Below are 25,387 nucleotides of genomic sequence, written 5' to 3'. Positions count from 1 at the left end.
ATGGGTTTTACGGTTCTCGATTGTTACTGGATTAGCCGAAAAACGTAATAAAATTTTGTATACTCTTTACTTGTTTTCCAAAAAAAGCTGGCGGTACTCCTTCTTTAAGTTTATTAAAATACTTTCCACAATTTTTTCCGTAGCTATTACTTAAAATCACCTTTTATTACGATGCCCCCTCCCACCTTCTCTCCAAAAAGGTAATACTCTCAATCACAACTTCAGTTCTATATATTCTCTTGCCTTGTTCATCATCGTAATTACTCGTCTGAATACGCCCTGTAATCCCAACAAGTGATCCCTTCTTACAATATTCAGTTACATTCTCAGCCGATTTTCGCCAAACGACACAATTAATAAAATCGACTTGTTGTTCACCTAAACTATTTCGAAATCCTCTATTCACCGCAATACATATTCTTGCATAAGCAACGCCTTGTTTTGTGTAGTATAATTCTGGCTCCTTTGTCAATCTACCGATTAATACAACTCGATTCATCATAAGTTATACCACCTCACATATTTTTCTCCATTGTAAGGAGAAATGGATGAATGGTAAAAAGCACAAAATGATGTATCCGTAAGTAAAAAGTATTAATTTAGACCTTACAAAACAAAAAAAGAAACCATACATAGTTCAAACATGTATGGTTTCAAAATTTATTACACTTCAGTACAAGATATGTAATATCCTCCGCGAGCCATCTTTATTTCAGCACGGTACATTACATTTTCTAAGTAAAAAGTAATCGGTTTAACTTTACTCTCAAATTTTAGTCTTTCATTGCATTCAGTTGCATATCCTTCAATCGCTGAAGTAATAACTTCAGATGATGGATACGTTAAAGCTTCATCTAGTTCTATGAAAAAACTTTTAGAAAATAGTTTTTTCATAATCCCCTTCTTCCCTTTCATCATATTCCATCTCCTTCAATTCAAGTTGATAACATCCATATTATACCATACGTTCAATATATCTTTGAAAATAAAAAAAACCTGCATTTTTCATGCAGGATTTTTTTATTAGTCATTTTTCGTAAAGTAAGAAACGAAACGAAGAATTTCTAAGTATAACCAAACTAATGTAAGCATTAGTCCCATTGCAGTGTACCACTCCATATATTTCGGAGCTTGACTACGTACACCATTTTCGATTAAATCGAAATCTAGTAATAAGTTTAATGCAGCAACTACAATAACAACTGCACTAATAATAATACCGATTGTACCACCTTGGTGAATGTATGGAACAGTTACACCAAACATATTTAGTAGGAATACGACTAAATACATAACCATAATTCCGAGTGTTGCTGCCATAACGCCTGTACGGAATTTATCCGTTACTTTTACTACGCGTGTTGCATATAACACTAACATTGCAAATAGAATTGAGATTGTTAGTAATACAGCATTTAAAACGATAGAATCGCCAAATTTCATTGTATAAACTGCTGAAATACTTCCTAACACAACCCCTTCTACCGCCGCATAGATTGGTGCACCAAAAGGTGAAATACGCGGGAAGAACATAGACGCAAATGCGATGATTGCCGCAACGATTAAAGCACCAATTAATACTGGCATCTTCATCGTCCCCTGCATCATCTGTATGTATGAATAGACAGACGTTGCAAGTAGCAAGATAAGCATAATGAACGTTTTGCCTACTGTTCCGCCAATTGTCATCGCAGAAGCGCTTGCTCCCTCTTTACGGAATGCCTCTTTTTTCAACATTGGATTAGATGTTCTCATTTTTTCCCTCCTAAAATAGGTTCTACCAATAGTGTAAAGTTTTTCTCTTTACTTTTCAATATATGCAGCTTGTTTTTATTTTAATCCTTCAACCATGTCTGATAGTTCACTCCATCTTTCCATCTTTTTTTCTAGCTCTTCTTCTGTTTTCTGCTGTGCTTCAGATAATTCTTGTGCTTTTGTGAAGTCAGATCCAACTTTCGCAAGTTCTTCTCCAATTGACTCAATTTTTTCTTCAAGTTCGGCAATTGTATCTTCAATCGTTTCCCATTCACGCTGCTCATTGTATGAAAGTTTACGTTTACGTTGTTGTTTTGGAGCTTCTTCTACTACTTTTTTCTCTTTTTGAACTTCCGCTTTCTCCATAAGTTCTCTCGTTTTTTCCATTTCTAAATAATCTGTATAACTACCTAGGAACTCACGCACTTCGCCTCCGCCAGTAAAGATGAACAGTTCATCTACTACTTTATCTAAGAAGTAACGGTCATGCGATACAGTTAAAACGACACCTGGGAAATCTTCTAAATAATCTTCTAGTACTGTTAATGTTTGTGTATCTAGATCATTCGTAGGTTCATCAAGTAAAAGTACGTTTGGTTCTCCCATTAAAATACGTAATAAATATAAACGTCTTCTTTCACCACCAGATAGTTTACCAAGCGGTGTACCATGTGAATGAGTCGGGAATAAGAAACGTTCTAACATTTGAGATGCACCAATTACTTTTCCATCTGTTGTATGAATAACTTCTGCAATCTCTTTAATGTATTCAATCATACGCTGATTTAAATTCATCTCTTCATTTTCTTGCGTATAATAAGCAACTTTTACAGTTTGCCCAACTTCAATTTCACCACTATCAGGAGATAACTTACCTGCAAGCATATTTAATAGCGAAGATTTCCCGCTTCCATTCGCTCCAATAATTCCGATGCGATCGCCTGGTTTCACGATATGATTAAAGTTGTTTAATACCGTTTTATCACCAAATTTTTTCGTCACATCTTTTAACTCAAGTACTTTTTTCCCAAGACGGCTACCGCTAAGTGCAATATCAACTGACTGTTTTGCAGCTGGCCCTTCTTGGCCCTTTAGCTCATCAAATCGTTGAATACGTGCCTTTTGCTTTGTTGAACGGGCTTTTGCACCGCGGCGGATCCATGCTAGTTCGCGGCGATATAAGTTTTGACGTTTTGATTCTTGCGCAATTTCTTGTTCTTCACGAAGTGCTTTCGCTTCTAAAAACGTACTGTAATTCCCTTCATAACTATACAGTTTTCCATTATCTAATTCGAAAATACGATTCGTCACACGATCTAAGAAATAACGATCATGGGTTACAAGTAATACTGCGCCATTATATCGAGCTAAATATTCCTCTAACCATTCCACTGTCTCATGATCAAGATGGTTCGTAGGCTCATCTAAAATTAATAGATCCGGTGTTTCAATAAAACATTGCGCCATCGCAATACGTTTTTTCTGTCCACCAGATAAATTTCCAACAGTTGCAGTGAAGTCGGTAATTCCTAATTTCGTTAAAAGAGATTTCGCATTTGCATTTGCTTCCCATGCACTCATTGCATCCATACGTTGCTGCACTGCAAATAATTGTTCCTGTACTTTTTCATTACTTGGATCTTTTTCGATATGTAATAGCGCCTTTTCATACTCACGAAGAAGACGAATTAAAGGAGTATCACCATGGAAGACTTGCTCTAGCACTGTTAGTTGTTCATCAAACTCTGGTTGCTGTGATAAATAACTAATTGTATACCCACGAGAATGAGTCATATCACCTGTATCAGGAATTTCTGCCCCTGCAATAATTTTTAATAACGTCGATTTACCAGTTCCGTTTACACCGATAATTCCGGCACGGTGTCCTTCTGCAATACTAAATGATAATCCATCAAATAACGGTTTTTCTCCATATGATTTTGATAAGTTTTCCACAGTTAACATTTTCATATTTGTGCATTCCACTCTTTCATAAATTGTTCAATAAACTGTTCCATATAACGATGACGAACTTCCGCCTCTTGTTTTGCTGCGTTCGTGTTCATTAAGTCTTTTAATTTCAAAAGTTTTTCATAAAAATGATTTAAAGATGGATCGTTATTTTTTCTATATTCATCTTTCGTCATCACTTCACGCGGAGGAATAGTTGGATCATACATTAATCTCCCTTTCGCTCCACCATACGCAAATGTGCGAGCTATTCCAATTGCTCCAAGGGCGTCTAAGCGATCCGCATCTTGAACAAGCTTCCCTTCAAGTGAATCCACTTTACCGCCATGACCACCTTTATAAGACATATTGGCGATAATATGAAGAACATGTTTACTTTCCTCTTCTTCCACATGTAACTCTTCTAACCAATCAGAAACTTTTTTCATTCCTTCTTCTTCACTTTCATTTAACTTCTCATCTGCCACATCGTGAAGTAATGCTGCCATTTCAATTATAAAACGATTTCCCCCTTCTTGCTCGGATAAAGAAATCGCCAGTTTATGTACGCGTTCAATATGATACCAATCATGCCCACTCGCATCTTTTTCTAAAATATGTTTTACAAAAGTAATTGTTTTTTGAATCTTTTCTTGTTTTGTCATTTTATCTTCACCCAGTTACTTATTGTAACACGCCCACATTTTTTCATCACATATTTTCTTGTCCGCCCATACACTGAGTGGTAAGCATCATCATGAAGGAGGAATAAATATGTTCTATAATAATCAACCGCCTTATCCAAGGCAACCATTTTACCCTCAACAACAAGAACAAAGATACACAGAACAATACGAAGAACAAGAGTTACAACAGCAAGAACAACAATATGACGAAAACCCATATGCAACAACGCAAAATCAAGAAACTGAATTTCAACAAAATCCATATGAAACACGTCCAAATTATGAATATCCTCAAAATCCATATGCGGTACCACAAAACCAAGAACAACCATATCAGCAAAATCCATATGCAGCACCACAAAACCAAGAACAACCATATCAACAAAATCCATATGCAGCACCACAAAACCCATACACAACTCAACCACAACAACCGCAATACCAACAACAAATGTATCAACCAAACTACGACGCACGTGTCTCACCACCTAAACCACCAACAATAGATCCAACGCAGCCACAAATTTTACCGCCAGGACCAACATTAGACATTACACAACCACAAATCTTACCACCTGGACCAATTACTGAACCAACACAACAACAAATTCAACAAGTTGTCGGTACACAGTTTTTACCTTTCAAGAAACCCGTACTAGATTTCGTAAAACCATGGGTAGATTACGGTTTAAATGAAGCAAAACATACATCACACGAACACGCATTAACAGAAGTTGCTGCGATTATGTTTTTAGTTGGTAAAGGCTTCAATCCGACGATTGCTCATTATATCGTAGAATCTTGGGAGAAGAATGAACAGTTTTAGGGTTGTTTATTTTATGTTCAGAAAAACTATAAAAGCGTCGCAAATGCCTGTTATACAAGCATTTGCGACGCTTTTTATTTGTTATATTATATTCTACTTCAAAAGGGTATTTCATATTTTTTCACATGTTTTTATATTATTTGTGAGCAAAATGTGAGCAAATAATAACCTTTTAATTAAACTGTATTAGATCCCCTTGATAAATAAACATTCCCCTTCCATTTGTTGAACTTTTGTTCTAAATATATCCTCTTAATTCATCAAGTTTTAAAGTGCGCTAAAAACGTTGATTTATCAAGCTTTTATAAAAATGATATTTCATAGTGATTCATCACTTTTTATATTTTGTGGGTAAATTGCGGGTGGGGTTGTGGGTGCCCCCACAAAATATAAAACTAAATGAATTAGGCCTGTTTTATTTTTCTATCTGTTCTTTCCTATATCAAAGGCATTAGGTGACTGGGAAACTTGGAAAGGTATGGGCTACACTGTTACCCATTTAGATAAAGCTTTACCTGCTATGTGGGATGCGTTATCAGATTCTTTTAAGAAAGATGTGATAAATGGAGATGCAGAAACCCGCGCAAGATGGGGATCGTATGCTTTAACACAAATTGGATTAGGTCTTATTGGGGGGATAAAGGAGTCAGTAAAGCTGCAAAGCTAGCGCAAGGTGCTAAATTCTCTCAAGGTATCTCAAAAGCTGGACAAATATTGAGCAAAGGCGATAATTTGGCTTTCTCAGGTGGTAATGAAATAATTGGTAGAGGAATTCAAAGAGGTTCTACGACAATTGAGGAAATGACCAATGCTAAAATTATTTTAAAGAAAGATGCAAACGGAAAATTTATTTTAACTGGCTATCCAAATTAATAAATAGGAGGATAAATATGTTATTAAAACACAATCCAGAAGATGAAATTTATCAATTCCTAGCAGGAAACTTTCATCAAGATTCTTTCTATGAAGAGGTAATTCAAGAACTAATAGAAGAGGAAAACAAAGAATATATACAAGATGCTATTATTTTCTTAACTAAATTTATTCAAAGTGATTACAGTAAGGAAGAAAAAAATAGATATATAAAAGAAGCTGCAGATGGAATATATTTTGAGGGATTAAAAGTAACACCTTTAGAATGGTTAGAACACACCGTTGATTTATTAAAAAAAGGATAAAAAATACAATATATGAAAATGTTGAAAAATCAGAATATGAAATGTCTGTAAACTTAAAAAATGTTAAGTTAATTGAAGAAAAAAAACTATATAGGGATTTACACTAGATAGCGATAATTAATTACAACAAATAAAAGCAGAACCTTATGAGAGTTCTGCTTTTATAATTTTCATTTTGCATACACATAAGCAGGATTAGCAGTTACATAGTATGCTTTGCTTTTACTGTTGTGAACTTTGTATTGATACGAACCATTCACAATTACTTTTAAGACCTTTTCTTTCTAGGGCCTACAATTAATTTAATCGCTGTTCTTTCTTCATTATTGATAGAAATCTCTTGAAACGCTGGAACAAAAGCTAAGTCAATACCACTTGGAGCGACGAACCCTCTCGCAATCGCAATTGCTTTAATCGCTTGATTTATAGCTCCAGCCCCAATCGCTTGAATTTCCACATTACCACTTGTTCTTAGTACACCCGCTATTGCACCCGCGACTGAATTTGGGCTTGATTTTGAAGATACCTTTAATATATTTTCCATGTAAGTTGCTCCTTCTATTATTTAATCTCTCTTTCGTTACAATTTTAAATATTTTAGCGTATCTTTAATTACTATTCACACCAAAAACAAACGATGCTTCATATGTACATTTATTCTATATTTTCTGACTTCTTCCTGCCCAGCTACACAAATAAAATAAAAAAATAAACTAAATAATCTAATATACATACGATTAAATATTATAACTTCACCAAACGATAACATCCATACAGCAAAAGATAATATTGCTGTTTGTCAGACGAAATTAATATAGTAAAGTGAAACTTTACTCAGTGGGGGTTTTGTTCATCCCCCAACTAACTTCTTTGCTTTCACTGAATTTTGAGGTGGGGTCTTACCGCTCGGAAAATAGCGGGATAAACGTTTCCTCATTACTTTAATCCATTTAGAAATCCCATTCATTTTTCTATCAAATTATGAACCTTATCATCTTCAAAAAGTGTTACAGGTAATACCCCAATACTATATTTCATCATTTGAGCACTTTATATTCTAAATCTATCTCCTTTTATCGTACAAGCATACACGCCAATTGTGATTCATTTTCATAAACTATTATGTGTTTTACATTTATTAAGAATAGGAGGTAATATATTGGGTTCATACTATCATTCTTCAAACTCGTATAAAAAATGCTCATGTAAATCTTCTTCCAGTTCAAATAAAAAATGTTCATGTGACCATTCACATAAACGAAGCTGTCCTGCATACGGAACTTTTTGGCAAACTGAATTTATAACTGTTCCTTTTGGAAACCCTTTTCCATTTAATCACGTTGGACCTTTAGCAGGAGGCGTTTCCTTACTAAACCCTACTACTATACAATTTAGACAAGCTGGTGATTATAGAGTTTCGTTCATTTCCAGTATTAATACTACTTTAAATCCTGTATTTCCACATATCCCAGTCATAACTATATTTTTAAATAACAATCCACTTGCTAATAGTCAAGGTGACTTCGCTATTCAAATGAATACTTCATCAAATAACGAATGTCTTCAACTCGTTGGCGAAACGATTGTTACAGTGCCAGCTAATTCAACTCTTCAACTTAGAAATAATAGTGGCTTTAATCGTCAAAGTATTGTAACTTGTGACAATGGTATAAATTCAGTTGAATTAACAGTTACAAAACTAAGTTAATATTATTTCTTCACATTCAGATGCTATTTCAGCATCTTTTTTTATTGAATAACAGTTTTCTTCGACTTTTATTATCTCTCATCACGCAAAAAAAGTGCAGAATTCTTTCTAACTCAAGATTTCTGCACTTTTATATTATGCTTATTTATTCTTCCTTATTTCTCTACATAAACCGACTTAACAATCGTACGATTATATGGTTTTCCTTCTTTATTCATCCCTTTTATATCCATCGTAACGTTATATACTCCCGGTTGTTTTATATCTTTCAAAGCACCTGTAAATGTATTCGTATTAACATTTTGTAATTCATTAAATTCAGAGACTAACTTACCTTCTTTATTAACGACTCTTACTGTTATGGAAAGATCCCCTTTCATTTCAGGTGCCACTGGTGATTTTTTCAGTTTATACTCAGGTTTATTTACTTTAACCTTTGTAGGCATTTGAAGAACAAATGGCGCGTCATTCTTGTAATCGCTTACAACTAAATATGCATCTTTCGACTGCTTCGCCATCATTTTGATTTTCCATTCGCCTACTTCCAATTTATCAAACTTGAATGTTCTAATTGTCGCCCCATTAAAGAAAGATTCGCCTTCACCAGTAGTTATAGCGCTATCTTTGTTTGCATAGATTTTTCCTTTTGGAGATACCATTTGTACTTCTACATCAGAAGAAGCAGTTAGTACAGAAACTATTCCTTCAGCCTTTTTATCAACAGAAATACTTTGCTCTATCCACTGATTTTGTGGTAATTCGCCTCCTAAAATATTTTGATTTGAAGTTGTATTTAATTGTTCTAGATTTTCATTTGAACTAGTGCTGGATGCTACTAAAGCTGGTAACCCCACATTTGTCGTACGTAAATATGGTTCAATTCGTGCAAAAACAGCTGATCCTTTTCTTATATTGTCATGATCAAATCTTGAATCTGTAAATAAATGTGTACCGTACGATAGCTTCGCACTCCATTCATTTACTAGTCCATCATTTGAACCGTACGACGATAAATATAACCCGCCCATAGATAATGCAGAAAATGTTGGCCCCCAGCTAGTCCCAGTAGCCGTATAGTAACGGTTTAATTTAGCTGCTGGGTTGTTATCTATTGTTGAACGAAACTTTGCCATTTCACCTATTTGTAACGAATACGTACCATCATCTTTTTGACCTAATATAGAAGCAAGCCACCCTGCCCACCAACTATATGATAAATCTGCTAAATTTGATCCGTGATGCGGTGTAGCAAGTGTAATAACCTTTCCAACAAATCGATTCGCACCATATTCAACTAATGCAGCTTGTGTATCAATACCACCTTTACTATGTGCTACAATATTAACTTTTTTACCGAAATGATTATATATTTCTTCAAGTTTTTGTGCTAACAATTTTCCGTTATCCCACTGACTAGCGGAACCTTTCCCCGCAGCATCATACAATTGTATAAACACTGTTTGATAGCCTGCTTTTAAAGCATAATCATACATATCATTTATATCATGATATACTGTCTTTCCATACCAACTATCAGCATTACCATTTCTTCCTTGTACAAAGAGAATTGGCGGTTTATTCTCATCATAATTAGCAGGTTTTTGGCCTAAAAACCATTCTCCAGGTGTGAATACTTCTGTATCAGGAAACCCCTTTCCAAGCTCTTTTACAACTTCTGCCTGTACATTTGTGCTAATCGTTGGAGCCATGATAAAAAATACAATTAGTAAGGCCACACATCTTCTCATCAGTCGCATATTACTCCCCCTATTTTTTTGAAAGAAGGTGTTCTTTATAATATTTTATATTTTCCCTTCCTTAATAATAGCTAATCTTTTATTTTAAAAAGATGTTAGCCCTATTTTTAGAAGGTTACTAGTTGTATACCCTCTTCCTTAACTCTCGTTATTCTCTTTGTTTCTACCTCTTCCTTTTGATAGAATACGACAAAAAAGTTTCTCAATAATTGTTAACTTCGGTACACCCAGATATTTTTTTAATCATTATTGTTTATATAAAGCATACAAATCTTGAAAAAATTTTAGTAAAAAAACATTTTATTACTAGTTAGTTATTTAAAAATATAATAAAGATATGTACTTTCTTTTCATTAAATACAAACTAATTTTAAAGGAGCTTATATTATAAGACTTTCCTACGATTAAAAATTAAACTGAAATTTCCGAATAGATAGTTATATTTCCAGAAACATATATTATGATAATTTCCGTACACTTGAATTAACTTTTTAGAAGTACTAACCTATCGGTGAGCAGAAGAAAATTCTGTAAAAAGAAAGGAGAATACTTTATGATGACCAAATTACAAAAGGAGTTTTTTAAACGCTTAAAAATTCCTGCAAAAGAAATAACATTTGATGATTTAGATGAAATTCTCTTAAAAATGGGAATGATTCTCCCCTATGAAAATCTTGATATTATGGCTGGTACTATTAAAAATATCTCAAAAGATAACTTAATAGAAAAGTTACTTATTCAAAAACGAGGTGGACTTTGTTATGAATTAAACTCCTTATTGTATTATTTTTTAATTGATTGTGGGTTTCAAGTATACAAAGTAGCCGGTACTGTTTATGATCTGTACGATAATAAATGGAAACCCGATGATGGTCATGTCATTATCATATTAAGTCTTGAGGATAAAGATTATGTTGTGGATGCAGGTTTTGCATCTCATCTCCCTTTACATCCAGTCCCTTTTAACGGAGATATCATCTCCTCTCAAACAGGAGAATATCGAATTCGTAAGCGAAATACTCGAAAAGGTACGCATATTTTAGAAATGAGAAAAGGAGCTAACGGAGAATCTACAAGTTTCTTACAATCTGAACCTTCAAATGAATGGAAAATAGGCTATGCTTTCACTGTAGATCCAATAGATGAGAAAAAAGTGAATAACATTCAAAAAGTGATTGTAGAGCATAAAGAATCTCCTTTTAATAAAGGGGCTATCACTTGTAAATTAACTACTTATGGTCACATATCATTAACAAATAAAAATTATACAGAAACCTTTAAAGGCACTAAAAATAAACGACCAATAGAATCTAAAGATTATGCTCGCATTCTTCGTGAATCTTTTGGAATAACGCAAGAGAAATATGTAGGAAAAACACTAGAAAGAGGTTAGTTGACTACAAGTATTTCATAATAAAGCAGATTCTATATTTAGAATCTGCTTTATTTTATATTTTGTTATAAATTAATTTAATTTTGTTGTTACCCTTTAATTTTCAATTATATATTCATCATCATATTTATCGTATTGTAACCCTTTCCCTATCTTTGATTCTGTAACTTGATCTCTTAAAAACGGTGCAGCATCCATTTTGCTAGTTGCAATTTCAATTCCATATTTTTTCGTTAAATGAGCTAACTCTATTAAAAACCACTCTCTTCGCAATGTAACTGGAATATCCAATGTTTTTCTTTTCATATATAATAGCACCTCTTTTATTTTCATAGCTTAAAAATATCACTGGATGTACTTATTAAAACTACCTTTCACCGCTAACATCCAATGAAACATTATAGTATATGCATGTCCATTTCAAACGTGCTATCACAAATATGACATTTAAGTTTACATAATTATATTATGTAATAGTAGAAAAGGAAGGCATGTCCCTTCCCCTTCTACTATAGAGATTTAAATTAAGAACATCTTGGTACACCTAAAGCTAAAAATAAACCTGCTACTCCCGCAGTAATCGGTACTTTTAACGTAATAACATCGTCTACCTTCGTTACTAAAAAGTAAGCATTACCTTCTTGTAATATACAAGTTACCAACAATTGAAATTCCATTCAAATCTCCTCCTTTCAATCGATATACTATAATTTATGAAATATCTTTCAAAAAGTAATAGGAAATATATCTATTTTTCCCTATATATAAAATAATCGTTTATAAGTCTAGTAAAAATATTAATTTTCTAAATTTATATAAAACGTGTAATATCCAATAAGTTCCTATATAATCAATAAGAAAAATCTTACAAATGGAGGTATGAAAATGGCGATTTTGAGTAATATTGGTGCAGCTTTATTTTCTATTGCTTTTATTCTTTTAATCTTATGTATCATTTCATTCTTTAAGAAAAATGGAAAAGCAAAACAATATGGACGTCCTACCGTTATTCTTTTTATGATTTCTACTATTATATTAATAACGACCGGTACAACAAAATCGGAACACCCCGTCGTCGAGTTTTTTTCTACTTTAAGTTTCATTCTATTTATATTCTTCCTTGTTATAGCAATCTTATCTGTAATTAAGAAAACAGGTGTAGCGAAAAAACAATTTATTATTACAGCCTTATTATTTGTCATTTTTGTTGCGCTATCAGGTATTTCAGCTCCTTCTTCTGAAAAAACGACAGCAACTAGTACAAAAGTGGCATCTAACAATGAAGAACAAAAAGATAGTGAACAGAAAAAAGAGCTAGAAAAGAAAGAGGCGGACGAAAAAACTCAAAAGCAAGAAGATGAGAAGCGTCAAGCCGAGGAACAAGCTCGTAAGCAAGAAGATGAAAAACGTCAGGCTGAGGAACAAGCTCGTAAACAACAAGAAGAACAAAAACGTCTAGCTGATGAACAGGCTCGTAAGCAACAAGAAGAACAAAAACGACAAGCTGATGAACAAGCTCGTAAACAACAAGGAGAACAAAAACGTCAGGCTGACGAACAGGCTCGTAAACAACAACAAGAAGAGCAAAAAGCACAGCAAACTCAAACACAACCCGCTTCAGGAAATACTAGTAGTGCATACTACAAAAATTGTGCTGCAGTTAGAGCGGCTGGGAAAGCCCCTTTACATAAAGGACAACCAGGTTATGACTCACATCTTGATCGTGATGGCGATGGAGTTGCATGCGAAAAATAGTAATAAAAAAGAAGCTTCTAGTAAGCTTCTTTTTTATTATCAAAAACTATTACGACGAATTCCCCTCCCACTTCCTTTTATAAAATTCATTTTATTATCCTTAAAACTGACACATAATAAGTGATTTCAATCACCACATTGATTTTCATTTATCGCTATTCTTAATTTAGTTATTACATTCAAACTTTATGGAGGCGTTCATATGAAACATGCATTTACTGAAACTTCTATTGTCGGTGAGATCGTTACACAATTCCCGAAAGCTAGTGATCTTTTTAAATCATATAGAATAGACTTTTGTTGTGGTGGCAATAAACCACTTATTGATGCAATTCATGAAAGAAATTTATCAGCAACAGAAGTACTTACAGAATTAAATACACTTTATAATAATACGAAACGATTAAATGAATCTGAAATTGATTGGAAAAATGCTTCTTATCGTGAATTGATTGATTATGTTATAAATAAGCATCATCGCTATTTAAATGAAGAATTACCACAGTTAAGTCCGTATGTGACGAAAGTATTACGCGTCCACGGAGCAAGTCAGCCTCACTTAGCTCAAATTCATAAGCTATTTCACGAATTAAAGATGGAATTAGAACAACATTTAATTAAAGAAGAAACAGAAGATTTTCCATTAATTTTAGAATTTGAACAAAATCCAATTGAAGAAAACTATGTGAATTTACGTAAAGTAGTAGATAAGTTGGAAAATGAACATAACCACGCAGGCAACATTATTAAAGAGCTTCGTAAAGTTACAAATGACTTTACTCCTCCAGAAGGAGCTTGCGGCACTTATCGACTTGTTTACCAACGCCTTGAAGCACTAGAGTCTGATTTATTTGAGCATATTCATTTAGAAAATAACATTTTATTTCCACGTGCAATTACGAGAGTATAAATCAAGTGCAGGACATGAGTATACATACTTATGTCCTGTTTTTTCATTTGGTAAAGAATATACACATCCCTCTCGAATAAATCCGAATTTTAACAATTTGTGAATCATTATAAAAATGTGATAAATATCACATTTCCCCTTTTTTGGATTTTCTATAATAGAAATATAATCCTTTGTTCAACATTTCACAGAAAAAGGGGAAACGAAAATGAAAAAACGTTTAGTTATGATCGGAAATGGTATGGCTGGAATACGCTGTATGGAAGAAATATTAAAACATAATAGTGATTCATATGAGATTACTATTTTGGGAGATGAACCGCATCCAAACTACAATCGCATTATGCTCTCTCACGTTTTACAAGGCAAAACAAATATGCAAGATATCATTATGAATGAATACAGTTGGTATGAAGAAAACGAAATAACTTTATATACAAACGAAAGAGTTCAAATTATTAACCGAGAAGCAAAAATCATTATCACAGAAAAAAATCGTACTCTTACATATGACAAACTCATTATCGCAACAGGTTCTAGTGCTTTTATTTTACCTGTTGAAGGTTCTACTCTTCCTGGTGTAACAGGATTTCGAACAATTGAAGATACACAATTTATGATAGACACCGCTAAAGAAAAGAAAAAGGCCGTTGTTATTGGTGGTGGGTTACTTGGTTTAGAAGCCGCAAGAGGTCTTATTGACTTAGGGATGGACGTACATGTTGTTCATTTAATGCCAAACTTAATGGAGCAGCAACTAGATACGAAAGCAGCTTCTCTATTACGCGAAGATTTGGAAGCGCAAGGCATGAAATTTCTAATGGAAAAGAAAACTGCAAAAATTCTTGGTACAGACCATGTTGAGGGCATTCAATTTGAAGATGGTGAAGTTGTAGATTGTGATTTAGTCGTAATGGCTGTCGGAATACGCCCAAATACGCAAATAGCAAAAGATGCTGGTTTAATTGTAAATCGCGGTATTGTAGTCAATGACTATATGCTAACAAATGATGAGTCCATTTATGCAGTTGGAGAATGTGCAGAGCATGACGGTATCGCATATGGACTTGTTGCTCCTCTTTATGAACAAGGTGCGATATTAGCAAAACATATAACAAATTTACAAACTGATGGATATTCGGGCAGTATCGTCGGTACGCAATTAAAAGTTGCTGGTTGTGATTTATTCTCTGCTGGTCAAATTTATGAAGATGATCAAACGAAAGCAATATCCATCTTTGATGAATGTAAACGTTCCTATAAAAAAGTATTAATTCGTGATAATAAAGTCGTCGGTATCGTTTTATATGGTGACACAGCTGACGGTACACGCCTCTTTAGCATGTTAAAGAAAGAAGAAGATATACAAGAATATACACCAGCTTCCATTCTTCACAAAGCTGGTGAAGAGAGTGAACTTGACGTTGCTACTATGAGTGCTGATGACACGATTTGCGGATGTAATGGTGTTACGAAAGGTACAATCGTTCACGCCATTTTAGAACAAGAGTTAACGACTTTTGAAGAAGTTAAAGGCTGTACGAAAGCCGCAGGGTCTTGTGGTAAATGTCGTCCGCTTGTGGAACAAGTTTTATCTCATACACTTGGAGATGCTTTTGATGCCTCAGCGCAATCTGCCGGTATGTGTGGATGTACACCTTTATCCCGTGATGAAGTCGTAGCGGCCATTCACGAGAAAGGCTTAAAATCTCCAAAAGAAGTACGAAATGTTCTTGGTTTTGCACATGAAGACGGCTGTTCGAAATGCCGCCCTGCTTTAAACTACTATTTACGTATGGCGATTCCAGAAGAATATGAAGATGATAAATCGTCCCGTTTCGTTAATGAAAGAATGAATGGTAACATCCAACACGATGGTACATTCTCTGTTATTCCACGTATGTACGGAGGCGTTACAACAGCAGATGATTTAATGAAAATTGCTGAAGTTGCGAAGAAGTATGATGTTCCACTTGTGAAAATTACCGGTGCAAGCCGAATTGGCTTATACGGTGTCAAGAAACAAGATTTACCTAACGTATGGGCTGACTTAAATATGACTTCTGGATATGCGTATTCAAAATCTCTTCGTAATGTAAAATCATGTGTTGGCTCTCGTTTTTGCCGTTTCGGTACGAAAGATTCATTAGGACTTGGTATGTTGCTTGAACAATCATTAGAAATGGTAGATACACCTCATAAAATGAAAATGGGTGTAACTGGTTGTCCGCGTAACTGTGCGGAAGTACTGACGAAAGATTTTGGCGTTGTTTGTGTCGAAAATGGATATCAACTTTGTATTGGCGGAAATGGTGGCACAGAAGTACGTGAAGCTGATTTTGTAATGATTGTCCCTACTGAAGATGATGTCCTTCGCATCGCTACAGCTTACATGCAATATTATCGTGAAACTGGTATTTACGGAGAGCGTACTGCCTACTGGACAGAACGTTTAGGCTTCGATCACATAAAAGAAATACTGCAAGATGCAAATATGGTTACTACGTTAAATGAACGTTTCCAAAAAGCTCGTGGCACATATAAAGAAGCATGGGGACAAGCACTAGAAACGAAATCATTAAAAGCGATGTATGAAGTAGAAACTGTGAAATAAGGAGCTGTGACCTATATGATACAAACGAAAGAAAAAATAAAAGTTATGCGTGCAGAAGACCTTCCTATTCAAATCGGTAAAGAGGTGCAAATGAAAGGTATGTCTTTCGCCCTATTCCGCCTTTCAAATGGCGATATTCGAGCTGTAGAAAATCGTTGTCCTCATAAAAACGGGCCATTAGCGGAAGGTATTGTATCTGGAGAATTCGTCTTTTGTCCACTACATGATTGGAAAATTTCACTACTAACAGGTGAAGTTCAAAAACCTGATGACGGTTGTATTCAAACGTATGAAGTAGAAGTTATTGACGGAGATATTTATATATACATGTAATTTACAAAAGGAAGCCTCCCCTGGCTTCCTTTTAAATAAAAATAGACGAGGTGCGAATATGAACGGATATGTATATTTAGTTGGTGCAGGACCAGGTGATGAAGGGCTTATTACAAAAAAAGCGATAGAGTGCTTAAATCGTGCAGATATCGTCTTATATGACCGCTTATTAAACCCTTCCTTTCTTAATTATACAAAAGAAACATGTGAACTTATTTATTGCGGAAAAATGCCAAAGAATCATACTATGCGTCAAGAAATGATTAACTCACACCTCCTTCAATTTGCGAAAGAAGGAAAAATCGTAGTCCGCTTAAAAGGCGGAGATCCATCTATTTTTGGCCGTGTTGGTGAAGAAGCAGAAACTTTAGCATCAGCAAATATTCCATATGAAATTGTACCAGGTATTACATCTAGCATCGCCGCTAGTATCTATGCAGGTATTCCCCTCACCCACCGTGACTACAGTAATAGTGTCACTTTATTAACCGGACATGCAAAAGGTCCTTTAAGCGATCATGGAAAATATAATTCATCTTACAATAGCGACACGATTGCCTACTACATGGGTATAAAAAACTTACCTACAATTTGTGAAAACTTACTACAAGCAGGAAAAAAAGAAGATACGCCAGTAGCAGTCATTGAATGGGGTACAACTGGTAAACAGCGCGTTGTCACAGGGACACTGTCTACCATTGTTTCTATTGTCAAAAACGAAAATATTTCTAATCCTTCTATGACAATTGTTGGTGATGTCGTTTCCTTACGTAATCAAATCTCTTGGAAAGAACGCAAGCCATTGCACAGCAAGAAAATTTTATTTGCATCTGCAACAAATAAAAAAAGCGCAATAAAGCAAATGTTACAAGAGTCCGGTGCAGAAATATATCAAATTCCAACTTTCAAAAAGAAAGAATACACATTAACCTCTGAACAAATCAATAAGATTTTTAACGTTGATCGTCTTGTATTTTGTTCCGCTGACAGTGTAGACATCTTAATGCAATCATGCAGTAAATATCATAAAGATATTCGTTCCTTACAGGCAGAACTTCAGTATATGAACCTTTCTATTCAAGAAAAGCTCATGCAATATGGATTGTTCAGTAAACCTGCGCAATTTTCTTCGAATTCAACGATTTATTTAGGACGAAACATTAACCGAATTGCTGTTATTCAAGAAAAAATTGGTGCTGGTTCCTATATGATGACTCATGAGTACACAATTGATCATCGCTTCGATGAAATTCATTCACGTATTCTTTCTGAATTCTCATGGGATAGCATTGTATTTGAAGGTCGTGCTTCTATTGATACGTTTCTAGCAGAAATAAAACGCCTTGGCTTTATCAATATTCTTACTCTCCCATTCTCGTATACCGACGTTCCAACTTTACACTATGCAAATAAAGTTGGGTTTCATAACGTAGATCATCAATTACAAGAAACTCTTATGAAGAAAGACATGGTGAGACAATGAAAGGAATTGTATATGTTGGACATGGGAGCCGGCTACAAGAAGGTAATGAACAATTCATTCAATTTATTCAATCTGTTATGAAAGAGCGAAACGAAAGAATTCAAAAAATAGCTTTTCTAGAACTAACGACACCTACTATTTCGGATGCAGTTACAGAAACGATAATAGAGGGAGTAACTGAAATAATGATTGTACCTGTTTTATTATTTGCAGCAGCTCACTATAAACGTGATATTCCTTTTGAAATAGAGCAACTACAAAAGAAATATCCACAAATAACATTTTCAGTTGTACCTCCTTTTAGTACACATCCACATATGGTGGAACTTGTAGTGAAAAGAATACGTGAAGCTATGTCAATGCAAAATAGTAGTATTTTACTCGTAGGACGAGGCAGTAGTGATCCACAACCGATACATGAATTACAACAAATCAGAGCAGCTGTCGAACGAAAACTTGGTATGCCAGTATCCTGTTCCTTTTTAACGAAAGGAACTCCCTCTTTTGCTGCTGAGCTCAAGGCTATAACATCGACTGCGTCCCATGTATATGTCATGCCGTATCTTCTCTTTACCGGATTATTACTTCAAAAAATTAAATTGCATACAAAAAAATATGATCACGTTACGACTTGTAACTGTCTTCAGTTTGATACATACATGAAGTTAACATTATTAGAACGAATGGAGGAATGCATATATGTATAACATGTACCCTCTTATGTTTAATCTACAAAATAAAGTGGTCGTTATCATTGGTGGAGGTAAAATTGCATATCGAAAAGCGTCTGGATTAAAAAATACAGGTGCTTTCGTCACTGTTGTCAGCCCAGAAATTTGCGAGGAAATGAAGGAACTTTCTTATATTACTTGGAAGCAAAAAACTTTTAGTAATGATGATATTAAAGATGCTCATCTTATTTATGCAGCTACAAATCAACATGCTGTAAATATGATGGTCAAACAGGCCGCTCATGATTTCCAGTGGGTTAACGTTGTAAGTGGTAGTACAGCATCATCTTTTCACACACCTGGTGTCATTCGAAATGATGAATATGTTGTCACTATTTCAACTTCAGGTAAGGACCCATCGTTTACGAAGCGCATGAAGCAAGAATTAACATCTATACTTCCTAAACTTATAAAAAAACTTTCTCATACTCGCAAATTGTAATCTATCACTCAGCTAAAATAGTAATTAACTTTGAACAAACGTTTTTAGAGGCGTTTGTTCTTTTTGCTTTAGTTTCGTTTTTTAGGCTCAGACAAGCAATTGGACAAGAATCTGTGAAGAAAAATAACGGTGTTGGAAGCCTGGAAACAACGTCAACAATTACGGACATAAAAAACAGTTGCTTGAGAGCAACTGCTTCAATATAGGTTTTATATTGGATATTCATTCAACCAAATTAGCGCTTGTTCATAATCATCAAAAAATCTCACAGATTCTTTCGTATTAGATTGTTGTAAATAATCCATTATCTCCCCCTCTTCAAGGAGAAATGCAATTGCCTTACTGTGATTCAAAATGGTTTCATTGAAAAACTTCTCTTTCCATACTTTTTGAACAGAAAAATGATTTGGCGTGTATCCTTTTCTATCCACCAACAATTTGTATTTCCGCCCTTCGGAAATGAATTGCTGACAAACCTGCTCGAAACCATTAAACCATTCATACACATCATCTGTTTTTATATTACCAACTAGATGGGTAACAATTATATCTCCTGAAACTGTTGTGCTGATATTCTGTTTACTCAACTTGGAATCATCCCCCTTATTTACAATAATACGGAAAAACTACATGGAATCAATAAAGATAAAATTCTTACTTGACGCTCCCCCATCACTATCAACCTAAGCTCATGTAACGTCAATTATAAGCGAGATTATGTCTTTTTTCGCAAATCTATATGTAGATGCTTTAAAGATTTACATACGAAATAACCCCTAATGAGTTTCCTTTTTTTGAATTAAGCCACTTGATTATCAGACATAGTACAATTGTAAACGACACTCAATATATTTAAGACTGTTTTCTTCTCATATCGATGGGATTTCCGTCCATCATTTACCACCTCAAATCTATTCGTTTTTTGCACGTACATTCAAAACAAAATATATGACAAATAAATAACGACAGTTACTGTAATAATGCTGAAAAGTGTTGAAAATAAAACGATTTGTGCATGTAATTCAGGTTCTATTTGATACTCCATAGCAATGGTTGATGTATTTCTTGACGTAGGAAAAGAACTTGCAATAAATAATGATTGTGCAACAATACCATCCATGTTTAGTAGATATATCATAGCAAGTGCTAATAATGGTCCCATCAGTAACCTTCCAATTAAAGCCCATGTTATGACTCGATGGAAAAAATTAAGCTTAATGTTGGATAATTGTGCCCCTAGCAATATGAGTGCTATTGCAACAAAACCATTCGCAAGCTGATTAAGAGGAATAAAGATAGAATTAGGTATTTGAATTGTAAAAGATTGAAAGAAAACCCCTAATACGAGTGCATGAAATACAGGCAGTCTTAGAAATGATTGAATAATACCTCCGATTGTTTTTGTTGCTGATAGTAAGTTATATATCCCATATGAATAAGTTAAAAGATTCTGGAAAATAACAATAAAAATTTGAATGGAAACCCCCACTGGATTGTGACTGAAAATCAATTGACTTACTGGTAACCCATAATTACCGGAATTCATTAACGAAATGCTATTTTTTAGAGCTGCACTTTCTCCTTTTTCTAACTTTAATATTTTTGAAATGAAATGACTTACTATGATCAGACTCAGACTATAAAGCATTAAATAGTATATTATCTGGAGCAACAAACCTGTTTCTATACGAATATCATATATATTCACAAATACAGCCGCTGGCATCAAGCAATAAGTAATAAGTGTAGATAGCTGCTTTAAGTTAAATTGAAACTTTCTTTGTAAGATTGCACCAATTAGCATCAATATTAATATTGGTAATATCACGTCTAATATAATAAAAACAAACATGTAAAACCTCATTCCAAATATATTATAGTTGGATTAAACTCTTTACTAAATATGGACCACATTTATTTCGTCTGAAAACACCCTCAGTTCTTAATAATCAGAAAACTTAAATCAATAATATGAAAATGCTCATCAAAAATTCTTATTTCATTTCCCTCCCCTCTCTTTTCTTTAACATATCAAATATAACTCATAAAGAAAATTATGGATTGTTTATACAAATTCATAATTTTATCTTATCAACCTAAACGGTATTTTTTATTTATAAGTATTCTTTTTCACAATATCCATTAGCCTTACCAAAAAATCTGGCCCTAGAAAAATCTGATACTGCAGTTACTATGCGAAGAATACTTACATCAATTCCATACTTGTCGCTTAAAACACCTAACATACCTGATACTTGTTTATCTTGAGTGGACTTATATTTTTTTCATCTAAACATCCCGATTCAATTAAATATTTGCATTCTAAAAATGAGTTCGATCTTTAGAATAGATTTAAGATTTCCTTCACTAATCTACCCTTTAATTGAATAACTTTTGACTTCTATATTTTAAAATAAAATTCCATAAACCTTCTGTTTTTCATTTTAAAAACACATTCTTTTAGAAAACGAGCGTTTGTTGAGATAGCAATAAAAACATGTTGAAGCCTATTACAAAAAGAACCATCCCAAAATACTTTGGGACAGTTCTTTTTCCTTATTAATGATTCTTTAACATCACTAACAATTTCTCTTGGCTATACATCCATACTGTAATGATTAAACAAGCAAGTGCGACTTCTGATAACGCCATAAATCCAATTGCATAATGACCTGTTAATTGGAATAGTAACGTTAAAATTAGCGGTGGGAAGAATCCTCCTAGTCCACCTAAAGCTGATACGAGACCATTTACAATACCAGCTTGTTCTGAGAAATACATTGGAACGAGTTTAAAGATTGTACCATTACCTATACCTGCACAAAATGCGACTAGTAGGCAACCAAATGTATACACGTTCATGCTAGGCATAAATGATAAAATAATACCTGAAAGTGTTAAACCGATAAATACAAAGATTAATATTTTAAATGGATTAAACTTATCACCGAGCCAACCACCAATTGGGCGCATAATTGTTGCGAGTACGATGAATCCAGCTGTCCGCATACCTGCATCTACTTTCTCTAATCCGAAGTGAGATACTAAAAAGTTTGGTAAGTATACGGTAAATGCGACAAATGATCCGAATGTTAAAAAGTAAAAGATACATAAAAACCAAAGTTTTTCATTTTTATATACACCTTTTATTTGTTCCATTAATGGTGTATTCACCTTTTTCTCTTTACGATCGCCTAATAAAAAATTCATAAGTGCAAATGCTGCAAGTAAAACCAAATAACATTGTACTGTCGCTCTCCAGCCAACTGAAGTTGCGATAACAGGCGCTAAAAATGAAGTAATTGCTGTTCCGGCATTACCTACACCGTAAATACCATTTACAAAACCGTGACTCTCTTTCGGAAAGTATTTTGGTAAAGAAGTTACCCCTACAGAGAATACAGCACCACCGATTCCGACAAATAATCCACCAATAATTAAATCCATCATAGAATTGGCAACACTAATATAAAAGACAGGAAATAATAATAAAATAAAACTAATAAAGAATAATTTTCTTGCTCCGAAACGATTTGTCCAATAACCAATTGGAATGCGAAGAACAGAACCTAAAATAACCGGTACTGCTGTTACCATAGAAATTTGTCCCGCAGTTAATGGAATATCCGCTTTAATATAAGGCATTAATGATGATAAAATGACCCATACCATAAAACCGATAACTAGATTAGAAGTTTGTAAAATTAATTGAAAATTAGGACTTTTCATCCTGTTCCCTCCTATGTATGCATAGTTATATTTATTCTCTCCAGCCTAATCACGTCCTAACATGATTAGGCTGAGAAGAATCAACCACCACTTACTGGCGGAATCATTGCTACGACATCGCCAACTTGAATGATGTCATCCTCATTTGCATACTCTTCATTTATCGCGACCATAATCTCGTTTGAAATTGCTACATTATATTCCTTAATCAGAACTTCCTTCAGCTTCGCAACTGTAATATTTTCACAATCTATGTGTAATGCTGGCTTACTTACTTCTTCTTGTAAATGTGCAAATAATAGTACTTCAATCATATACTCCTCTCCTTTCCAGGCTCACCATTTGCATATGTTACCTTCTCTAACTGATCACCTATCCATGACTCACCATTTTCCCAAAACTCTTTCTTCCAAATTGGAACAATTTGTTTAATACGCTCCATAATATATTCGTTCGCCTCATATGCAGCTTTCCGGTGTGGTGTAGAAACAGCGACAACAACAGCAAGATCAGAAATTTGTAATGTACCAATACGATGTGTAATAGCGACATATGTCCCCGGCCACTTCTCTCCTACTTCAGTGCCAATTCTCTCAAGTTGTTTCTCCGCCATTGTCTTATAAGCTACATACTCTAAACAAAGTGTACGTCGACCTTTCGTAAATTCTCTAACAGTACCAATAAAAGTAGTAACCGCACCACACTCACGACGAATTACTTTGTTTGTAACTTCTTCAATTGAAATAGGTGTATCAATTACTTCATAATACGTATGTGTCATCTTGCACCTCTGATCCTTATATAAGTTAGCAATCTCTTTTTCTATTACTTGTATGATCGAAGCGGCTCTTCCCACGGCCACTCACTTCCGACGTTCGATTCTAATAACAGTACCGAAACGGTTATTCCTGTTTCAAATCCTCTTGTTCCTCCCGGCAGAACGATAAATGCATTCGCTTCTGCAATTGAAGAAATTGCGCTAGATTTATCTAAACCGACTGGTGTAACTTGCAATTGCCCATCTACAATTTCTACTCTCCCTCTTACAAAACGAGTAAACGGATTTGCTTTCGAAATGTCTTTCTGTAAAATTGCCTCTGCACGATATATGTGCGGATCTTTCCTATGCAAGTATGTTCCAATGACAGGTCGAACATACAATTCACATCCGACATAACAAGCAGAAGGATTACCAGATAGACCAAATAATAGTTTTCCCTCTAACTCAGCTACAGTTGTCACACTTCCTGGTCGCATCGCTATTTTGTTAAAAAGTACATTAGCTTGTAATCTCTCATAAATAGCCGGTAAATAATCATAGTCTCCTACTGAAATGCCACCAGTTGTAATTAATATATCAACTTCTTTTATCGCTTTTTTTACAGTGTTATAACACGTCTCAAAATTGTCAGCGAATTGCCCATAATACTGTACAATTCCACCTGCTCGTTCAATTTGAGCAGCTACCATATAAGAGTTACTATTTCGAATCTTCCCTGGCTTTAATTGTTCATGTACTTCGAGCAGTTCACTTCCTGTCGTTACAATTCCAATGACTGGCTGTTTTACAACATATACCGTACTATAACCAAACGTAGCAAGAAGTGCTGCAACTCCAGGATTAATAACAGTCCCTTTTTTCACCAGAATGCTATTTTGTTTTACATCTTCTCCTTTAAAAGAAATGTTATCCCCAGCAACAAAGGAGCGTTTCAATTTCATATAAGTCTTTTCGTTTTCTTCAAATCCTTCCGTTAGCTCTAACATAACTACTGCATTACACCCCGCAGGAATTGCCGCACCTGTCATAATACGGACAGCTTGAAATGCTTTCACATCTTCTGTAAAAACAAAACCTGCTCCAATTTCACCAATCACTTCAAACAGAATGGGATTACTGCTACTTGCTTCTTTTGTATCTTCTGCTCGAATCGCAAATCCGTCGTATGGAGAACGATTGAAATGCGGGACATCATGATCTGCAATAACATCTTCTCCAAGTGTTCTACCGTAGCTTTCTATAAGAGAAACCTTTTCTATTTCACCTTGGTAAGCATATTCCATTACACGTGCAACTGCTTCTGCCACTGGAATTGGTATACGTTTTTCTAACATTCTTTTTCACCTCGTTTTAATA

General features: G+C 34.5%; 27 protein-coding genes and 3 pseudogenes. 13 read left to right on the top strand and 17 right to left on the bottom strand.

Annotated elements, in window-relative coordinates:
- Positions 1–166: 166 nt before the first annotated feature.
- From BUA87_RS02105 to BUA87_RS02085, 5 genes are all read right to left on the bottom strand, one after another.
- The gene (locus tag BUA87_RS02105; RefSeq protein ID WP_072938273.1) at positions 167–502 is read right to left on the bottom strand and encodes a single-stranded DNA-binding protein; all 336 of its coding nucleotides are present in this window, start codon (positions 500–502) and stop codon (positions 167–169) included.
- A 161-nt stretch (positions 503–663) separates the two neighbouring features.
- Positions 664–918: a DUF4318 domain-containing protein gene (locus BUA87_RS02100; protein ID WP_053564643.1), complete on the bottom strand. Its 255-nt coding sequence runs from the start codon at positions 916–918 to the stop codon at positions 664–666.
- Positions 919–1,023: 105 nt separating this feature from the next.
- Positions 1,024–1,755, bottom strand: coding sequence for a Bax inhibitor-1/YccA family protein (locus BUA87_RS02095; protein WP_001260655.1), 732 nt, complete (start codon positions 1,753–1,755; stop codon positions 1,024–1,026).
- Between the two features lie 75 nt (positions 1,756–1,830).
- Complete coding sequence (locus BUA87_RS02090) at positions 1,831–3,726, bottom strand: ABC-F family ATP-binding cassette domain-containing protein (RefSeq protein ID WP_000783192.1); 1,896 nt, start codon at positions 3,724–3,726, stop codon at positions 1,831–1,833.
- The gene (locus BUA87_RS02085; protein WP_000165961.1) at positions 3,723–4,370 is read right to left on the bottom strand and encodes an HD domain-containing protein; all 648 of its coding nucleotides are present in this window, start codon (positions 4,368–4,370) and stop codon (positions 3,723–3,725) included. Before BUA87_RS02085 ends, BUA87_RS02090 begins: the two co-directional genes overlap by 4 nt.
- Before the next feature lie 109 nt (positions 4,371–4,479).
- On the opposite strand from BUA87_RS02085, the gene BUA87_RS02080 reads away from it, so the two are divergent.
- The 4 genes and pseudogenes from BUA87_RS02080 (at position 4,480) to BUA87_RS02070 (ending at position 6,395) form a co-directional block, all read left to right on the top strand.
- On the top strand, positions 4,480–5,217 hold the full coding sequence (locus BUA87_RS02080; protein WP_061660812.1) for a hypothetical protein: 738 nt from the start codon (positions 4,480–4,482) through the stop codon (positions 5,215–5,217).
- 445 nt (positions 5,218–5,662) lie between these two features.
- Positions 5,663–5,970 (top strand): annotated as a pseudogene (locus tag BUA87_RS32090) (WXG100 family type VII secretion target); the annotation flags it as partial.
- The gene (locus BUA87_RS31580; protein WP_234410008.1) at positions 5,950–6,090 is read left to right on the top strand and encodes an RNase A-like domain-containing protein; all 141 of its coding nucleotides are present in this window, start codon (positions 5,950–5,952) and stop codon (positions 6,088–6,090) included. The pseudogene BUA87_RS32090 and the gene BUA87_RS31580, both read left to right, overlap by 21 nt.
- A gap of 17 nt (positions 6,091–6,107) precedes the next feature.
- Entirely contained in the window at positions 6,108–6,395 is a 288-nt protein-coding gene (locus BUA87_RS02070) for a contact-dependent growth inhibition system immunity protein (RefSeq protein WP_000924765.1), read from the top strand.
- 170 nt (positions 6,396–6,565) lie between these two features.
- Here the strand turns inward: BUA87_RS02070 and BUA87_RS31575 are convergent.
- Positions 6,566–6,667 (bottom strand): annotated as a pseudogene (locus BUA87_RS31575) (N-acetylmuramoyl-L-alanine amidase); the annotation flags it as partial.
- Entirely contained in the window at positions 6,664–6,939 is a 276-nt protein-coding gene (locus BUA87_RS02060; protein WP_000427801.1) for a stage V sporulation protein S, read from the bottom strand. The pseudogene BUA87_RS31575 and the gene BUA87_RS02060, both read right to left, overlap by 4 nt.
- Positions 6,940–7,554: 615 nt before the next feature.
- Here BUA87_RS02060 and BUA87_RS02055 point away from each other — a divergent pair.
- Entirely contained in the window at positions 7,555–8,103 is a 549-nt protein-coding gene (locus BUA87_RS02055; RefSeq protein ID WP_000536156.1) for a hypothetical protein, read from the top strand.
- Between the two features lie 155 nt (positions 8,104–8,258).
- On the opposite strand, the gene BUA87_RS02050 is transcribed toward BUA87_RS02055, so the two are convergent.
- Positions 8,259–9,860 carry an esterase/lipase family protein gene (locus tag BUA87_RS02050; protein WP_071714369.1) on the bottom strand — a complete coding sequence of 534 codons (1,602 nt, stop codon included), beginning with the start codon at positions 9,858–9,860 and terminating at the stop codon, positions 8,259–8,261.
- 553 nt (positions 9,861–10,413) lie between these two features.
- On the opposite strand from BUA87_RS02050, the gene BUA87_RS02045 reads away from it, so the two are divergent.
- Positions 10,414–11,253 (top strand): arylamine N-acetyltransferase family protein, encoded by an 840-nt coding sequence (locus BUA87_RS02045; protein ID WP_072938266.1) that lies wholly within the window; start codon positions 10,414–10,416, stop codon positions 11,251–11,253.
- A 96-nt stretch (positions 11,254–11,349) separates the two neighbouring features.
- Here the strand turns inward: BUA87_RS02045 and BUA87_RS02040 are convergent, their stop codons facing one another.
- Together BUA87_RS02040 and exsG are read right to left on the bottom strand one after the other, a co-directional pair.
- A complete protein-coding gene (locus tag BUA87_RS02040; protein WP_000824207.1) occupies positions 11,350–11,559 on the bottom strand; it encodes a hypothetical protein in 210 nt (69 codons plus the stop codon).
- Between the two features lie 218 nt (positions 11,560–11,777).
- The gene (gene exsG, locus BUA87_RS02035) at positions 11,778–11,930 is read right to left on the bottom strand and encodes an exosporium protein ExsG (RefSeq protein WP_000395679.1); all 153 of its coding nucleotides are present in this window, start codon (positions 11,928–11,930) and stop codon (positions 11,778–11,780) included.
- A gap of 208 nt (positions 11,931–12,138) precedes the next feature.
- Here exsG and BUA87_RS02030 point away from each other — a divergent pair, with 208 nt between their 5' ends.
- The 7 genes from BUA87_RS02030 to BUA87_RS02000 all read left to right on the top strand — a co-directional run bounded on the left by BUA87_RS02030 (position 12,139) and on the right by BUA87_RS02000 (position 19,521).
- Entirely contained in the window at positions 12,139–13,008 is an 870-nt protein-coding gene (locus BUA87_RS02030; protein WP_083530601.1) for an excalibur calcium-binding domain-containing protein, read from the top strand.
- A gap of 202 nt (positions 13,009–13,210) precedes the next feature.
- Positions 13,211–13,918: an iron-sulfur cluster repair di-iron protein gene (ric, locus tag BUA87_RS02025; RefSeq protein ID WP_000679631.1), complete on the top strand. Its 708-nt coding sequence runs from the start codon at positions 13,211–13,213 to the stop codon at positions 13,916–13,918.
- Between the two features lie 208 nt (positions 13,919–14,126).
- Complete coding sequence (gene nirB / locus BUA87_RS02020) at positions 14,127–16,532, top strand: NADPH-nitrite reductase large subunit (RefSeq protein WP_072938261.1); 2,406 nt, start codon at positions 14,127–14,129, stop codon at positions 16,530–16,532.
- A 15-nt stretch (positions 16,533–16,547) separates the two neighbouring features.
- Complete coding sequence (gene nirD / locus BUA87_RS02015; protein ID WP_000616683.1) at positions 16,548–16,865, top strand: nitrite reductase small subunit NirD; 318 nt, start codon at positions 16,548–16,550, stop codon at positions 16,863–16,865.
- Positions 16,866–16,923: 58 nt separating this feature from the next.
- Positions 16,924–18,348 (top strand): uroporphyrin-III C-methyltransferase, encoded by a 1,425-nt coding sequence (locus BUA87_RS02010; protein ID WP_001014974.1) that lies wholly within the window; start codon positions 16,924–16,926, stop codon positions 18,346–18,348.
- Positions 18,345–19,055, top strand: a complete 711-nt coding sequence (locus BUA87_RS02005) for a sirohydrochlorin chelatase (RefSeq protein WP_000676477.1) — start codon at positions 18,345–18,347, stop codon at positions 19,053–19,055. Before BUA87_RS02010 ends, BUA87_RS02005 begins: the two co-directional genes overlap by 4 nt.
- A complete protein-coding gene (locus tag BUA87_RS02000) occupies positions 19,048–19,521 on the top strand; it encodes a precorrin-2 dehydrogenase (RefSeq protein WP_000282601.1) in 474 nt (157 codons plus the stop codon). Before BUA87_RS02005 ends, BUA87_RS02000 begins: the two co-directional genes overlap by 8 nt.
- Before the next feature lie 209 nt (positions 19,522–19,730).
- Here the strand turns inward: BUA87_RS02000 and BUA87_RS01995 are convergent, their stop codons facing one another.
- The 7 genes and pseudogenes from BUA87_RS01995 to glp all read right to left on the bottom strand — a co-directional run bounded on the left by BUA87_RS01995 (position 19,731) and on the right by glp (position 25,365).
- Positions 19,731–20,138, bottom strand: a complete 408-nt coding sequence (locus BUA87_RS01995; protein ID WP_232292659.1) for an STAS/SEC14 domain-containing protein — start codon at positions 20,136–20,138, stop codon at positions 19,731–19,733.
- 317 nt (positions 20,139–20,455) lie between these two features.
- The gene (locus BUA87_RS01990; RefSeq protein ID WP_000497496.1) at positions 20,456–21,373 is read right to left on the bottom strand and encodes an AEC family transporter; all 918 of its coding nucleotides are present in this window, start codon (positions 21,371–21,373) and stop codon (positions 20,456–20,458) included.
- A gap of 319 nt (positions 21,374–21,692) precedes the next feature.
- Positions 21,693–21,806, bottom strand: a pseudogene (locus tag BUA87_RS31570) (PspC domain-containing protein); the annotation flags it as partial.
- 274 nt (positions 21,807–22,080) lie between these two features.
- Positions 22,081–23,250, bottom strand: a complete 1,170-nt coding sequence (gene narK, locus BUA87_RS01985) for a nitrate transporter NarK (RefSeq protein ID WP_000841839.1) — start codon at positions 23,248–23,250, stop codon at positions 22,081–22,083.
- An 80-nt stretch (positions 23,251–23,330) separates the two neighbouring features.
- A complete protein-coding gene (moaD, locus tag BUA87_RS01980; protein ID WP_000573676.1) occupies positions 23,331–23,564 on the bottom strand; it encodes a molybdopterin converting factor subunit 1 in 234 nt (77 codons plus the stop codon).
- A complete protein-coding gene (locus tag BUA87_RS01975; RefSeq protein ID WP_000149961.1) occupies positions 23,561–24,031 on the bottom strand; it encodes a molybdenum cofactor biosynthesis protein MoaE in 471 nt (156 codons plus the stop codon). Before BUA87_RS01975 ends, moaD begins: the two co-directional genes overlap by 4 nt.
- 44 nt (positions 24,032–24,075) lie before the next feature.
- Positions 24,076–25,365, bottom strand: coding sequence for a molybdopterin molybdotransferase MoeA (glp, locus tag BUA87_RS01970; protein WP_000890785.1), 1,290 nt, complete (start codon positions 25,363–25,365; stop codon positions 24,076–24,078).
- Between the last annotated feature and the right edge of the window lie 22 nt (positions 25,366–25,387).

Origin of the sequence: Bacillus sp. bc15 (genome assembly GCF_900142585.1) — a bacterium.
GTDB classification, from domain to species: Bacteria; Bacillota; Bacilli; order Bacillales; family Bacillaceae_G; genus Bacillus_A; species Bacillus_A cereus.
Note: the sequence above shows the minus strand (reverse complement) of the source record. Positions and strands in the feature narration are given on the sequence as shown.